Raw genomic sequence first — 15,790 nt, 5'->3', positions numbered from 1 at the left:
TGCCTCGTAACATCATTTGAGAATCCCTGCGGCTTTAGTCCAGGGAGTACGTCAAAGCCTATTCATCCATCAAGTTCAGGCAGGGGAAGTCGAACGGGTGCAAGTTGGTCAAAACCAAATTCAATTTCAATTGAAAACGGTCGATAACCAGGCTGGACAAGTTTTCTCTACTACACCCATCTTTGATTTGGGATTGCCCAAGTTGTTAGAAGAGAAGGGTGTTGAATTTGCCGCTACTCCTCCGCCCAAGAATGCCTGGTTTACCAGTCTTCTGGGCTGGGTGATTCCACCCTTGATTTTTGTGGCAATCTGGCAGTTTTTTATTAGACGAAGTGGTGGTGGACCCCAAGGCGTTCTCTCGATTGGTAAGAGCAAAGCCAAAGTTTATGTCGAGGGGGAATCTGCCAAAATTACCTTTGCCGATGTAGCTGGGGTAGAGGAAGCCAAGACTGAATTAGTTGAGGTTGTGGATTTTCTTAAGACTCCAGGGCGCTATACCCAGATTGGGGCGCGGATTCCCAAGGGGGTGCTGCTCGTGGGTCCGCCGGGGACTGGTAAAACACTGCTGGCTAAAGCGGTGGCAGGGGAAGCAGGCGTGCCGTTCTTCAGTATCTCCGGTTCTGAGTTTGTGGAACTTTTTGTTGGTGTGGGTTCTTCACGAGTTCGTGATCTGTTTGAGCAGGCGAAGAAACAAGCTCCCTGCATCGTGTTTATTGATGAATTGGATGCGATCGGCAAGTCTCGCAGCAGTGGTGGGTTCTACGGCGGCAATGATGAGCGGGAACAGACACTCAACCAGTTGTTAGCAGAAATGGATGGATTTTCAGTGGAAGATGCAACAGTGATTGTGCTGGCAGCCACAAATCGCCCTGAAGTATTAGACCCTGCTCTGTTGCGTCCTGGTCGATTTGACCGTCAAGTTTTGGTCGATCGCCCGGAGTTGTCGGGGCGAGAAGCAATTCTCAAAATCCATGCTCGGAAAGTAAAGCTGGGTGAGGACGTAAATCTTAAGGCGATCGCAACTCGTACTCCTGGTTTTGCCGGGGCAGACTTGGCAAACCTGGTGAATGAAGCCGCTCTGTTAGCAGCCCGCAATCAACGCTCCTACGTGGCACAGGAAGACTTTGCTGAAGCAATTGAGCGGGTAGTAGCAGGTCTGGAAAAGAAAAGCCGGGTGATGAACGAGAAGGAAAAGAAAATTGTCGCTTACCACGAAGTTGGTCATGCCTTGGTCGGTTCTCTGATGACCGAAAGTGGTCGAGTTGAGAAAATTTCTATTGTTCCACGGGGTATGGCAGCACTGGGTTATACGCTGCAACTGCCAACAGAAGATCGCTTCCTCATGGACGAAGCAGAACTCCGGGGTCAGATTGCTACATTGCTCGGTGGACGCTCGGCTGAAGAGATTGTGTTTAACAGTATTACTACTGGTGCAGCCAATGATTTGCAACGGGCGACGGATCTGGCAGAGCGAATGGTGACTACCTACGGGATGAGTAAAATCTTAGGTCCGCAAGCATACCAGCAGGGACAACAACCAATGTTCTTAGGTGATGGGATGCCTAATCCCCGCCGGATGATGAGTGAGGAAACAGCACAGGCAATCGATCGCGAAGTGAAGGAAATTGTGGAAACGGCTCATCAGCAAGCTTTGGATACGCTCAAGCTCAACCGAGACTTACTGGAGGCGATCGCCACTCAACTCTTAGAGACAGAAGTTATCGAGGGTGAGAAACTGCACAGTTTGCTGAGTCAGGTTCAAGCTGCAAATAATTTAACCGTTTCAGATAAACCTAATTTAAATCTTTCAGGAGTTAGCTAATGAGTATTATTACGAAGATGATTGTAAATGCAGATGCTGAGGTTCGCTATCTTACCCCTGGAGAACTGGATCAGATCAAGATATTTGTTGGCAGCAGTGAGCGCCGTCTACGCCTTGTGCAAGTTTTAACTCTGAGTCGCGATCGCATTGTTAAACAAGCTGGAAAGCAACTGTTCCAAAAGAGTCCACGCCTTGTTTCACCCGGTGGTAATGCCTACGGCAAAGAGATGACTGCCACCTGTCTGCGGGATATGGATTACTACCTGCGCTTGATTACTTACAGTGTTGCGGCTGGAGATACTACGCCAATTCAAGAGAGCGGAGTCGTTGGTGTTCGCCAAATGTACAGATCCCTCGGTACCCCAATTGAGAGTGTTGCCGAAAGTGTTCGTGCCATGAAGAACATCACTACCTCGATGTTGTCTGGAGAAGATACAAGCGAAGTTGGCACTTACTTCGACTACCTAATTAATGCTCTCCAGTAGACAACAGGAATCACCTAAAGAGCGATCGCCTTACTCTGCCAGAAGCAAGCTACATCCCATGCCGCGCATGACGGAATTCGGTGCTTTGCACCTGTTCCTCATGGGTTTTCAGCCAGCCCTTCTTATAAATAAACTAATCTTCCTCTAGCTTTTCATCACTTTTTTAGCAAACCCTAATTAGTTAATAGTTAGTAGTTGGTTGTTAACCACTAACTAACTACTAACCATTAGTCATCAATAGCAAACACAAGAAAGACGTTGCTCAACATCAACCCAATTACTTCGAGTTTTGCAACAATTCCAAAATTCGCTGCAAAGGAATCTCAATCCAATCCGGACGGTTTTTGAGTTCGTAGTCTAACTCAAGGATAACTTTCTCTAACAAGAAAGCATCTAGTAAGACTTTTAACTCTCTAGGATGCTTAGGTATAAAAGCTGCATGATCTGCTGTTGCCAGGTAGGATTTTAAGAAGGCCACACTAGACCAACAGAAAAAGAATCGTTGCCAGTTTTCTGCTAATGGTAGTTCATCGGGACGCAGTATACCGCTTTCTTTCTCATTCAGCAAACCAACGCGGCTGGCATAGTAGAAAGATCCGATCATGGAAGCAACATCACGTAGGGGCGATCGCTTCATCCGGCGTTCACTTAAAGCACGATTCGAGTCACCTTCAAAATCAATGATGATGAAATCTTTACCCGTATACAAAACTTCCTCTAAGGAATAATTGCCATGACAACGAATCCGCATCGCAGTGATTTTGTGATTCAAAATCTCTTGAAAGCGTGCCAAAATCAACTCACGTTGATTAAGTACCAATTTTGCTACAGGTTGCACATCATTAGGCAGTTGCATTAAATGTTTATTCAACAGCAATAATGTTTGTCCTGCCTGATTCCGCATATATTGGTAAATTGAGCGCTGGTAGAACGAAGAAAATGGCTCTGGTGCGAAGTTGACATTTTCAACATCAGATGCTAAAGCTATATGCAGTTCCGCAGTACGCTGTCCTAGCAACTCAGTCACTACTAAGTAATTGCCCATGAACTCTTGAGCCATTTCCGGAATAGGAATTTCCAGCGCTGCTTGCAACAAGTTAGATGGTAGCTCAATATCAGCTATATCTACGTATTTTGGCAAAACTTGCTCAAAAAAGTCACGCAGGCTGTCCAAGGAATAAGACCAAGTATCGCGAATCTCAGGGATATATTTTCGCAAAATCCCCAATGTCATAGGTGCAGATCCTTTATGGTGGTATTCTAATGCACCAGCAACGGGGGCTAAATGTTCTAACTGGGGTGTGCTTTTGTTGATTGCAGTTTTGGTGAGAAAACGACCAATCTCTAGATCAGGGTTGATACCCGCTTCGACTTTACGGAAGATTTTGCAAATCAGGCGATCGCCATAAATAATGCCTGTGTTAGTATGTTCTCCTTTAAGTAAATGCGCTTCCAGGGAAACATTACTACTTTTATCGTTGACTTGAGTGATAATTTCAGGGAAATCTTCTGTGGTTGTTCCGACTAATTTACCCTCCATACCCATGAAGGTATGATGATGAGCGATCGCATCTAAGGGAATACTCAAAAAGTCTTCTTGTCTTAAAGCATCAAATAAAATTCCAGTTTCTTGTTTACCCTGGACGTAAATTTGAGCTACCACTTGTTCAGTGTGAGTGCTGAAGCGCTCGTTACCAATACCATCTGTCTCGTAAGCAAGGGTGAGAACGTAAGTTTGGGGATCGCCTTCTGTGTAGTCCACCCGCAATAAAATAATATATGCTTGGGTGTCGTCTTCGTGATTTACAGGAATTGCTTCTGTGATGTGAGTAGCTTGGATGATGCGTGTTTTGCCATCGAACCAAGCACAACTACACAGGTAATCTGGCAATATAGTTTCAAGTGCTGTCCTCGCTTCACCTTTAGCAAAAATATTTTGCCATTTGCCACTCACTATGAGTTTAGGTATTTGGTTGGGAGTGCGAATTGGACAAGTAAAGCTGGGTTGCAATTGTAATGTAAACCAGTAGAATGCATGGGGTCCCAAGCTCAGGAAATAAGGAGAGTCGCTAATTATCGGAAAAGCACTGCGACCAAAGATTTCTACCGGAACCATACCATTAAAGGCAGACAAATCTAATTCTACACTCTGTACAAACCGTGAGAGATTCGCCACAACTAGAATGTGTTCATCGTTGTAGTTGCGGGTAAAGGCTAATACTTTGCGGTTTTCTGGATACAAAAATTCAAATGTCCCGCGACCAAAAGCCTGATAGCGTCCTCTAGTCGCAATGAGTCGTTTTGTCCACCACCACAGGGAATTTGGGTTTGCCCGTTGTGCTTCGACGTTGACTGCTTCGTAGTGATATTCTGGGTCTACAATCAAGGGAGCATAAAGTCTTTGGGGATTGGCACTACTAAACCCTCCGTTTCTATCAGGACTCCACTGCATCGGAGTACGTACACCATTGCGATCGCCCAAATAAATATTGTCTCCCATGCCAATCTCATCACCGTAATACAACACTGGTGTACCTGGCAAAGACATTAACAAAGCATTCATCAACTCAACCCGGCGACGGTTATTACCCATCAACGGCCCCAGACGGCGACGAATACCCAAGTTGATCCGGGCTTGGGGATCTTGGGCGTAGACTTTATACATGTAATCACGGTCTTCATCACTGACCATTTCTAAAGTCAGTTCATCGTGGTTACGTAAAAATAGCGCCCACTGGCAGTTATCGGGGATTTGTGGCGTCTGCTGCAAAATGTCAATTATGGGGAAGCTATCTTCCATATGTAACGCCATATACAGACGTGGCATCAGGGGGAAGTGAAAATCCATTTGGCACTCATCCCCTTGACCGTAATACTCCACCGCATCTTCTGGCCACTGATTTGCTTCTGCCAGTAACATCCGGTTAGGGAAATTGTCGTCTACATGGCGGCGCAATTTCTTTAAGAACTCGTGAGTTTCTGGTAGGTTCTCACAGTTGGTTCCCTCGCGTTCATAAAGATAAGGTACTGCATCTAAACGCAGTCCATCCACGCCCATCTCTAACCAAAAATCAACAACATTAAATAGTGCTTGCTGTAGTTCTGGGTGTTCAAAGTTTAAATCTGGTTGGTGAGAATAAAAGCGATGCCAATAGTATGCCTTTGCTACAGGGTCCCACGTCCAGTTAGAGGTTTCAAAATCCTTGAAGATGATCCGCGTGTCTTGATACTTTTCAGGGGTGTCACTCCAAACGTAAAAATTTCTGGCTGAACTGCCCACAGGCGATCGCCGCGCCCGTTGAAACCAAGGATGTTGATCAGAAGTGTGATTAATGATTAACTCAATAATGACACGAATACCGCGTTCATGGGCAGCAGTTAAAAAAGCCTCAAAGTCTTCTAGATTACCGTATATGGGGTTGACACTAGTGTAATCTGAAATGTCATAGCCATCATCGCGTAATGGCGAGGGGAAAAAGGGCAGTACCCAAACTGCGGTGACTCCCAAATCTTGCAAGTAATCTAACTTTTGTGTTAACCCACAAAAATCGCCAATGCCATCGCTATCGCTATCGGCAAAGGCACGTACAGGTACTTCGTAGATTACAGCATCTTTAAACCAAAGCGGATCGTCCTTCAAAATCGGATTTTGCATAGTTTATACAACCTATTGGCAATAAGTTATTGTACAAGGGGACTCGCAGCTTTTTTTGAAATTTTAGACCTTTTTGTATTACCTGATACCGAATTTCCGAGGATTTTGTGATGAGTTTTCAAAGAGCAAGCGGAATTTTGTTACATCCTACTTGTCTGCCTAGTCAATTTGGCATAGGTGATTTAGGTCATTCAGCTTACGAGTTTGTGGATTTTTTGCAGAGGAGTGGTCAAAGACTTTGGCAAATTTTGCCATTGGGACCCACGGGTTATGAACATTCACCCTATACAATGAATTTTAGTGCTTTTGCTGGAAATCCACTGCTGATCAGTCTAGAGCAGTTGGTGCAAGAGAATTTACTATCGCAAGAGGAATTGACGCTGCCACCAAAAAGTGCAGCAGATAACCTCAATCGAGTTAATTTCGATGCGGTAATTCCTCACAAGATGAAAATTCTCCGTCTTGCTTATGAAAGCTTCCAGCATTCCCTGACGGAAAAATCAAACCGTGAGTACGAACAATTTTGTCAGATGCAATCGGCTTGGCTCAACGATTACGTCTTGTTTATGGCGCTACTAGAAGCCAACGAAGGCAAAGCGTGGAGTCAGTGGGAAAGTGCGATCGCTCGCCGTGAACCCAGTGCCTTACAAGCCGCGACTGAAGATCTCAACAACGAAATACAATACCATAAATTCTTACAATTTAAATTTTTTCAACAGTGGTTACAACTACGTGCCTACGCCAACGACAAAAACATCCAAATTGTTGGGGATATTTCTATTTACGTTTGTCACAACAGTTCTGATGTGTGGGCAAATCCTGATATTTTTCAACTCGACTCACAAACCCTCGAACCTGCTTATATAGCGGGTGTGCCACCAGATTATTTTAGCGCTACTGGGCAGTTGTGGGGGAATCCAGTTTACGATTGGGAGAAATTGCAGCAAACCAACTTTGCCTGGTGGATTGAACGTTTCCGAGCCACATTACAATATGTAGATATTGTCAGAATTGATCACTTCCGGGGTTTTGAAGCTTACTGGCGCGTACCTGCTGGGGAAGAAACAGCTATCAATGGTGAATGGGTGAAAGCACCAGGAGTGGAATTTTTTGAAACTCTAGAAACAACCTTGGATAGTTTGCCCGTGATGGCAGAAGATTTAGGAATCATCACACCAGAAGTAGAATACTTGCGCGATCGCTTTGATTTTCCAGGAATGCGAATCTTGCAATTTGCCTTCGGTGGTGGTTCAGATAATGCTTACCTACCCCACCATTACATTCAAAATAGTGTCGTCTATCCAGGTACTCACGATAACGAAACTACACTCGGTTGGTGGCAAGATGGAGCTAAACCTGAAGAAAAGCAAATGATTGCTAAATATCTGGGTTATGATTCGCCAGACGAAGTTCTGGAAATCAATTGGGAATTCATTCGCACAGCTTTAGCTTCTGTCGCTGATTTAGCGATTCTTCCCCTGCAAGATATTTTGGGTTTAGATAACAGTGGCAGAATGAACGATCCAAGTGTGAATGCTGGTAATTGGCGTTGGCGTTACACCAGTTCTGATTTACTGACATCAGAGTTGAGTCAAAGATTGTTGGAGATGACACAACTCTACAGTCGTTGAATTATAGCACTTCTGACTCGATTGCAATACAGTCGGAACCCCACCCCGGCTTTGCTGACGCAAAACCTCCCCTCCCCGCTTACGCTGCGGTGTACACATAAGTCAAAATTTTTCATGTTGAAACTGTATCCCGCCTAGAACTAAAGTTCCAGGCTCATAGCGAAAGTCCACTCAAGTGGACTGGAACAAACTTTTTTTTGAGTCCTCTGAAGAGGACTTGCGCTATGAGAGGAGGAATTTATTCCGAGGCGGTACAGATGCGCTCAACCTAGATTTGTGTGTACACCGTAGGCTTACGGGGAGGGGATTAAGGGGTGGGGTACGTATTGGACACAACCGAGAACTGCTATATAAAAACTGGTAGGGTGCGTTATGGACGGGAACGTCCTAACGCACCGAAAATCTACAACGGTGCGTTAGCCTTCGGCATAATTAATATGTACCATTTGCCTGGTAACTTAATACAATCGCAATGCGACTCGATGCAATCGCAATGCGACTCGATACAATCGCAATGCGACTCGATGCAATCGCAATGCGACTCGATACAATCGCAATGCGACTCGATACAATCGCAATGTAACTCGATGCAATCGTAATGCAACCCGATACAATCGTAATGCAACCCGATACATTCACAATGCAACCCGATATCAAGGCTGGTACGTAGCGGACTTGATAAATACCTAAACAAAATTAATTACGCAATCTTCAAGCTGTTCCCTGTTCCCTGCTCCCTGCTATAAAAATAAATCGAGCTCGCTGCGCTCGCAAAAAAGGCAAAGGGAAAAGAAGAAAGAGCAGAGGGCAAAAGAGCAAAAGTATAAAGGGCTATTAAGTCCTCCCGACAGCACAGACAACACGAAAACCGAGGGGGCTGCCGATGCCGTCGCGCTCCGCCCTAATGCTGTTGCCGCGACACGCAGACCGGCAGTCTTCAGGATCGTTGCCCCAGGAACCGCCCCGCAGCACCAATTTTTTATTATCACTTTGCCATGCACTGCCATCAGTTGGCGCTCCAGCATAGTTATCATGCCAATCATCTGCACACAATTCCCAAACATTGCCGTGCATATCATATAAACCAAAGGCATTAGGCGGAAAATATCCTACAGGCGTTGTTTCTTCTCGATACTTTCCTTTAGGTGCATCACCATAGATATAGTTACCGTTATAATTTGCTAAATCAGTTGTAATCGTTTCACCAAAATAAAACGGTGTTGTTGTCCCAGCACGACAAGCATATTCCCACTCAGCTTCACTTGGTAGTCGATATTCTCGTCCTGTTTTTAAAGAAAGTCTGGCACAAAATTCGACTGCATCATACCAAGACACACATTCTACAGGTCGGTTATCACCTTTAAAGTGTGATGGATCAGGTTTTAAATCACGATTAATTTTTGGTAATGCGGCTACGGCTCGCCATTGGGCTTGAGTGATAGGATATTTACCCATAAAAAAAGTAGAAATGATGACTCGATGTTGCGGTCTTTCGCTGTCACGGCTATCACTTTCTTCTATCGGTGCGCCCATTGTAAATCTACCACCGGGAATTTCCACCATCTCCAAACCTATACCTTGTCCCAAATCTTCGACAAAGTATTTTGCAGTTCCTACACGACGATTAGAAATCAGTTCTTTACGGGGATTAAAGAACCCTTTGTTTTCTATCCGCACCGTCACCACTTCAAACTCAAACTCTCGTAAAGCTGGTAGAGAATTTTGTGATTGTGGCTTCCGATAATCAGCCAAAATCATATCGCCTAATCCTTCCGTACGAGCTGTCGGCTCTTGCAAAATGTCATTTTTCACACCCCAACGCCGCAAACCATCCAACACATGATTTTTCAAATCATCGACGGTGACAAAATTCTTACCTGCACGATCCGCTTGACCACTTAGCGCTTCTAATAAATGATAGGTAAACACACCATGCTGTTTTTCTCGCCATTCAAAAGCCCTTTGTTGAGCAGTACTAGCTGCAATGAGTGCAAAACCCTCAGCCTGTTCGTAAACATTATGAATAAACTCTGGATCAGCTAATAAATCTCTACCAATATCTAAACCAGTGTGACAAGCATCTAAGGTTAATAAAAAGCGTCGCGCTTGACTAGCTTTCATATACTGCTCAACCTTGGCCACAGGGAGCGCTTGCTGTTCTAATAAATTTATCTGCGTATCACAAGTAATTAAAATAGGTTCTGTGTGATTCGCTGCTGTCTTCACCACAGTCCCATGACAAGCAAAATGCACCCAAAGTAAATCATCTGGTTGCACAGCATCACAAACGTGCTTGAGTCTTGCTTCTACATTGTTACGATTAGGAAAGCGTGGATGATTCCAATCTTGTTGATCATGGAGAGTAACTACTTCATAGCCAAGTGACTCCAGGGTTTGTCCTAGCACCAAAACATCATTCACGCAAAAATTTAAATCACTAATTCCAGAATCTACGTAGCGGTTAACTCCAACTAAGAACGCCCAGCGAGTACTCACCTAGCTTTACTCCCCATCAAGCTTTATTTTTCTATAGTAAATTCTTCACTAGCTCAAACGACTCAAATAAATCAAGTAGTCTGCTTTCAGCATGTGAGGATAATAGCAAAAGTCAGTTGAAACCGACTGTTTTGTGGTATTCTAGTCTGTTAAAACTGACTTAAACTATTAGCTCTGAACTAAAGTTCAGAACGGTTTATATCTAGAATAAAATACGCACCCCACCCCTTAATCCCCTAAGCGCGTGCGGGGAGGGGGGGTTTTGCGTCAGCAAAGCCAGGGTGGGGTTCCGACTGTATTGCAATTAAGTCAGAAGCGCTATATTAAAAAAATTGGGATGCTTCCTGTGTAGAGACATAGCATTGCTACATCTCTACTATTTACCATTCCTCATACTCTCAAATACAAGCCGAGAAATATCCGGGAAAACATTTTTACTAGCAGCGTAGGCTGGATCTTCTCCAAAAATAGCAATGATATAACGAGATTTGCCGTCTTTAGTAGCCACATATGCGACTTCTTGACGAGACGCTGTTGTCCAACCAGCTTTAGAAGCAAAAACAAGTTGATCTGCATCTGGGGCTAAAGATTCACCCAAAAAATTCTCTACAGGATTAAACTCATCTGGATTAGGTGGCTGTAATTTCCATGCTTCTGGATGCAAATCTCTAGTTAATAAACCAATCATTTGTTCACTATATTCAGGCCCAACGGCTTGACTAGTAAAAATCTCGTACATCAATCTGGCTGTCTGATATGTTGTAATTTTATTACGCCTGGGATTATTGGGATGATCGCCACGTAACTGTAAATCAGCACCTTTGGGTTCTGTAACTTTTAAATAGGATATTGGATAAGTTTTTTGACTAACATTAATATCTTTATATCCAGCTTTTTGAAAGAAAAAATTTAATGATTGGCGCTGTTGCTTCCAAGTTTGGAATTGTTCCTCACTTAATTTCTTTTCATAAGAATAAGTGCCACTAACAAGATCGACTATACGACTAGCTGCATCGTTATCTGATTTCAACATCATTGCATTCAAATCAGAATTTATAGTGTAGCTCAATGGAAGAAAACCTTGTTTGATTTTGGCTTCAAGGATAGTCATCCAAAATAGTTTCACGACACTAGCCGGATATCTAGGCGAGTCTTGCTGATAACCAGAAATAGTATTTTTATTTAAATCTATTAACGTAATTGACAAACCCTGAGTGGGTAAATTTTTCTCTTTGATGTAGTCTAAAATTATATTGACATGCTTATCTAATTTCTCACTTTTTTTAAATTTAGGAGGTACTTTAACGTTATATGTCAAAGCTGAATCTACTTTTGCTAATTGAGAAGATGATTCTACTGGTAAATTAACTGGCTGAGTGGATAAATCCGGTTGATTAATAAAAGGTTTTTGGGTATTAATATTTGTCGGCTGAGTAGGTAATTTAGATTCTTGCGAAATAACTGTCGGTGGTTGTGCAGATGAATTATTAATAGTTTCGATTTTTTGATTTTTTGCTCTTTGTGCAAGGAGTGAACTGACTCCAAACAAACCAACTATTGCTATTACAACTAAAGCAATCAATCCGTAAAATTGCAGGTGTGATAATTTTGTTATTCGAGATTTACTCATCTTGATTGCTTCTGTAATTTGAGGTATCTTTGGTTGCTGTTTAGCTACATTTGGCTTTTTGTGAACATGTAATTTTTGTGGATAGGAAACAGAAGTAGGATTTTGAAGAAAAGTAGATGTTTGCTCTTCCTTATGATTCAATCCTTCAATCTGCCTTTTTAATTGAATATTTTGTTGTTGGAGATTTTCAATAATTAGATAAGCACGTTCTAACTTAGCTTCTAGTTCGGCAATTTTGCGATCGCGACCATTTGATTGTCTTTTTGATTGCTGATCCACAAGCTACACCTTGAATATATAAAATTTTCAACTGCAAGAATACAGGCATTATAAGGTAAAAACTCAAAAATTAACTTTTACGCAGTGTTCTCAGAGATTTATAATCAGATATTTTGACTTGACCGTTTTCAGATTGTAAAGAATAGCGTACCAATAGAGTATCAAAGGAAGTGTTAGTTGGATCTGCTTTGCCGTCTTTAATCAATGTGCGTTCTTCTGTAATTTCCACTTCTATTGTTGCTTGCTCGCCACTAGCTTTAAAACTTTTAACTGCATCAAGACTTTGAACACCATAGTTATAGTAAGCATTATTTCTCTGCAACCAATCAACAGAACTCAGACAATCTTCTTCTTTGTTACCGCTTGCAAGACATACATCAGGATCATCTGTTTTTTTGATATTGTCTTTATAAGCTTTACCTGTGAGCAATTGTTCTCCTAAATCTGTTTTATAAGGAGGAGCAAATATTTCTCGTTTTGCAGTGATCCAATTCTTCAACACTTCAATAGTTGCTGTTTGGGAAATAGAAGCATTTGTAGGTGGTAAAACAATCGGAGTATTTTCAAAAGAAGAAGTTATTGTCGGTGTTGGAGAAACAGCAATAATATTAGGTTTGGGAGTAAAAACTGGTATTGGTTGGGAATTTGTGGATGAGGTAAGCGAGGGCGAGGAAGATACTGTTGGTGTAGGACTAATTTTGGTAGCAGATTGATTTTGTCCAGAAGAATTATTTCTAAAAATTTCCATCATCCACCAACCACCGACAACAAATACACCAATTACACTCCCTATAATTACAGCTTGTTGCCAAGTACCTAAACCGTTTTGGTTTGGGGATGTGATGGGTTGAGGGTAAGCAACTTGCTGTTGGTAAGGAACCTGTGGAGGAGGTGGTGATTGTTGGTTACTTGTTGGCGGTTGCTGTATATATTGCCCTTGTGACGGTACGGGATATACTGGATTTTGAGGTGTAGGTACTGTAGCCGCTATTGGTGTTGATCCAGTTTGCAAGCCTGCAAGCATGTCTCTAGCATTGAGATAGCGATCGCGTGGTGATTGTTGAATTGCTTTATCCAACACCATCGCTAAACTCGGACTAATATTCAAAGCAAAATGTCGCCACAAAATCTCACCTGTAGCAGGATCAGTTGCTAACTGCTGTGGAATTTTACCTGTAAGCAAATAGATCGCTGTTAAACCCAAACTATATATATCGCTAGCAAACACAGGACGTCCAGCAGTTTGTTCCATCGGCATATATCCTGGTGTACCAATCACAATTGACCTAGTGGAGTTTCCAGAAGCAGTCACCACCGTACCCATTGTTTCTTTGACTGCACCAAAGTCGATTAAAACTGGTTTGCCATCAAAATTACGAATTAAAATATTATCTGGTTTGATATCGCGGTGTACCATGTGCTTACTATGCACATAATTGAGAATCGGCAAAATATTAATCAAAATATCTTTGACCGAAGTTTCACTCATGAACCCTTGTTGCTGCAATATCTGGGTTAAAGTATTACCCTCTATATATTCTTGAACTAAATAAAACTGTCCATTTTCAGTAAAATAGGCATATAATTTGGGAATTTGGTTGCTACCATCACCCAATTCTTCTAATATCGCCGCTTCTCGTTGAAACCGATCTTGCACCAATTGGTAAACCTGGGGATTATCAACCACAGGTTTAAGTTGTTTAATAACACAACGACGACCAGAAGGCATCTGAGTATCTTCTGCTAAAAAAGTTTCTCCAAATCCACCATTGCCAAGCACGCTCAAAAGCTTGTAGCGATTATTTAACAGCGTCGGTGTGATCATACTTTTCCCTGCTTGGTATCTAGTTAAAAATAGATACAGCTTTTTGTATAAAAATTCCAGAAGCTTCAAACAATTTTGGATTTGAGATTACCCTGCGGTTAGACAAACTGGGAATTGACAGAAAAATGGTGTCAACTCTTGGTAGATGAAATTAGTAGCCACCTGAGTGCAGAACAAAGGGTGTTATTGTGGCCTTATATGCAAGAAATCCAACAACTATTTTTAAAAGAGCGATCGCGCCTGGGTTATAAACAAGAGTTAGCAGGCGATGTTGTTTAACAGTTATGGTGTTGCCTACATTGCCAGCATCTATAATTAATTCTTGCCCTATGTTAGTTCGTTAATTATGTCGGAAGAAGATATCCGTGCTACGCGGCTAGAGAAAGTAGAACAGTTTAGACAGTTAGGGATGAATCCCTACGCCTATCGTTGGGAATCTACCCATCACGCAGCGCAATTGCAGGAAAAATTTGCTGATTTAGCCAATGGAGAAGAAGTAAATATAGACGTAGCTGTAGCTGGACGCATTATGGTGCGTCGCGTCTTCGGTAAACTAGCTTTCTTCGACATAGAAGATGAAACTGGCAAAATTCAGCTTTATTTAGAAAAAAACCGCATCCAAGCCAGCATGGCAGATATTGATGCTAATGCCTTTAACCATCTCAAACAGCTTACAGATGTTGGTGACATCTTGGGTGCTAAAGGAACAATTAAACGGACTGAGAAGGGCGAATTATCAGTTTATGTTAAAGAATATACAATATTAACTAAATCTCTGTTGCCCTTGCCTGATAAGTGGCACGGTTTAACAGATGTAGCTAAACGTTACCGCCAACGCTACGTAGATTTAATCGTTAACCCCGAAGTCCGGCAAACTTTCCGTCGTCGCGCTCAAATCACTGCTGGTATTAGAAGATACTTAGAAGAACGTGATTTCTTGGAAATTGAAACCCCTGTTTTACAAGCAGAAGCAGGAGGTGCGGACGCGCGGCCCTTTGTTACATATCACAACACCTTAGATATGGAGTTGTATTTACGAATTGCAACGGAACTTCATCTCAAGCGATTGATTGTCGGTGGGTTTGAAAAAGTATTTGAACTGGGACGGATTTTCCGTAATGAAGGAATTTCTACCCGTCATAACCCAGAATTTACTACGGTGGAGATTTACCAAGCCTACGCCGATTACAATGACATGATGGCGCTGACGGAAGAAATTATTACCAGCGTTGCCCAAGAAACACTCGGCACATTACAAATTACCTACCAAGGACAAGCAGTTGATTTAACATCACCTTGGCGTCGTGTAACTATGCATGCTTTGGTAAAAGAATATACAGGATTAGATTTCCAATCATTCCCAAGCTTAGAAGCAGCTAAAACAGCATCTAAAAATGCTGGATTAGAAAAAATAGAAGATTGTCCTTCTATAGGTAATCTACTAAATGAAGCCTTTGAACAAAAAGTAGAGGCTAATCTAATTCAGCCTATTTTTGTAATTGACTATCCCGTCGAAATTTCGCCCTTGGCAAAACCGCACCGTTCCCAACCTACTTTGGTGGAACGTTTTGAATTATTTATTGTCGGGCGCGAAACAGCTAACAGTTTCTCAGAACTTACCGATCCCATTGATCAACGCCAACGCTTAGAAGAACAAGCAGCCCGCAAAGCAGCAGGTGATTTAGAAGCTCAAGGAGTAGATGAAGACTTCTTGACAGCCTTAGAATACGGAATGCCTCCTACAGGAGGATTAGGTATTGGGATTGACAGGTTGGTAATGTTGCTAACTGACTGTGCTAGCATCCGGGATGCGATCGCCTTTCCCTTACTCAAACCAGAAAAATCTGAACAAATCGCAGAGCAGGGATAGGGAATGAGTTATCAGTTAACAGTTATCAGTGACCAGTTTAATTTGATAACTGATAACTGATAAGTCCCCCGATTCCCGATTCCTGATTCCCGATCCC

11 protein-coding genes are annotated in these 15,790 nt (G+C 42.5%); 6 read left to right on the top strand and 5 right to left on the bottom strand.

The genetic code is table 11. The annotated features are described in order from the left end of the window. The first annotated feature begins 16 nt into the window (after positions 1-16). The 3 genes from ftsH4 to AC5JMK_RS23160 are packed head-to-tail and all read left to right on the top strand — an operon-like array spanning position 17 to position 2,455. Positions 17-1,822, top strand: coding sequence for an ATP-dependent zinc metalloprotease FtsH4 (gene ftsH4, locus AC5JMK_RS23170; protein WP_495911124.1), 1,806 nt, complete (start codon positions 17-19; stop codon positions 1,820-1,822). Next, positions 1,822-2,307 carry an allophycocyanin subunit alpha gene (gene apcA, locus AC5JMK_RS23165; protein ID WP_096677629.1) on the top strand — a complete coding sequence of 162 codons (486 nt, stop codon included), beginning with the start codon at positions 1,822-1,824 and terminating at the stop codon, positions 2,305-2,307. The genes ftsH4 and apcA overlap by 1 nt, the downstream gene beginning before the upstream one ends. Further along, positions 2,294-2,455 carry a hypothetical protein gene (locus tag AC5JMK_RS23160; RefSeq protein ID WP_495911123.1) on the top strand — a complete coding sequence of 54 codons (162 nt, stop codon included), beginning with the start codon at positions 2,294-2,296 and terminating at the stop codon, positions 2,453-2,455. Before apcA ends, AC5JMK_RS23160 begins: the two co-directional genes overlap by 14 nt. 129 nt (positions 2,456-2,584) lie before the next feature. Here AC5JMK_RS23160 and treS read toward each other — a convergent pair whose 3' ends face one another. Beyond that, on the bottom strand, positions 2,585-5,962 hold the full coding sequence (gene treS / locus AC5JMK_RS23155; protein ID WP_096677630.1) for a maltose alpha-D-glucosyltransferase: 3,378 nt from the start codon (positions 5,960-5,962) through the stop codon (positions 2,585-2,587). A gap of 110 nt (positions 5,963-6,072) precedes the next feature. On the opposite strand from treS, the gene malQ reads away from it, so the two are divergent. Further along, positions 6,073-7,593 (top strand): 4-alpha-glucanotransferase, encoded by a 1,521-nt coding sequence (gene malQ / locus AC5JMK_RS23150; protein ID WP_096677631.1) that lies wholly within the window; start codon positions 6,073-6,075, stop codon positions 7,591-7,593. A 458-nt stretch (positions 7,594-8,051) separates the two neighbouring features. Here the strand turns inward: malQ and AC5JMK_RS23145 are convergent, their stop codons facing one another. From AC5JMK_RS23145 to AC5JMK_RS23130, 4 genes are all read right to left on the bottom strand, one after another. After that, a complete protein-coding gene (locus AC5JMK_RS23145; protein ID WP_495911122.1) occupies positions 8,052-8,228 on the bottom strand; it encodes a hypothetical protein in 177 nt (58 codons plus the stop codon). A 199-nt stretch (positions 8,229-8,427) separates the two neighbouring features. Continuing rightward, the gene (locus AC5JMK_RS23140; RefSeq protein ID WP_495911121.1) at positions 8,428-10,089 is read right to left on the bottom strand and encodes an SUMF1/EgtB/PvdO family nonheme iron enzyme; all 1,662 of its coding nucleotides are present in this window, start codon (positions 10,087-10,089) and stop codon (positions 8,428-8,430) included. A gap of 376 nt (positions 10,090-10,465) precedes the next feature. Next, on the bottom strand, positions 10,466-11,998 hold the full coding sequence (locus AC5JMK_RS23135; protein ID WP_495911120.1) for a serine hydrolase: 1,533 nt from the start codon (positions 11,996-11,998) through the stop codon (positions 10,466-10,468). Positions 11,999-12,068: 70 nt separating this feature from the next. Continuing rightward, complete coding sequence (locus AC5JMK_RS23130; protein WP_096677634.1) at positions 12,069-13,823, bottom strand: protein kinase domain-containing protein; 1,755 nt, start codon at positions 13,821-13,823, stop codon at positions 12,069-12,071. 114 nt (positions 13,824-13,937) lie between these two features. On the opposite strand from AC5JMK_RS23130, the gene AC5JMK_RS23125 reads away from it, so the two are divergent. Together AC5JMK_RS23125 and lysS are read left to right on the top strand one after the other, a co-directional pair. Next, entirely contained in the window at positions 13,938-14,102 is a 165-nt protein-coding gene (locus tag AC5JMK_RS23125) for a hypothetical protein (protein WP_495911119.1), read from the top strand. 67 nt (positions 14,103-14,169) lie between these two features. Beyond that, entirely contained in the window at positions 14,170-15,693 is a 1,524-nt protein-coding gene (lysS, locus tag AC5JMK_RS23120; protein WP_495911118.1) for a lysine--tRNA ligase, read from the top strand. Positions 15,694-15,790 lie beyond the last annotated feature (97 nt).

Source organism: Pelatocladus sp., from assembly GCF_059505505.1.
Note: the sequence above shows the minus strand (reverse complement) of the source record. Positions and strands in the feature narration are given on the sequence as shown.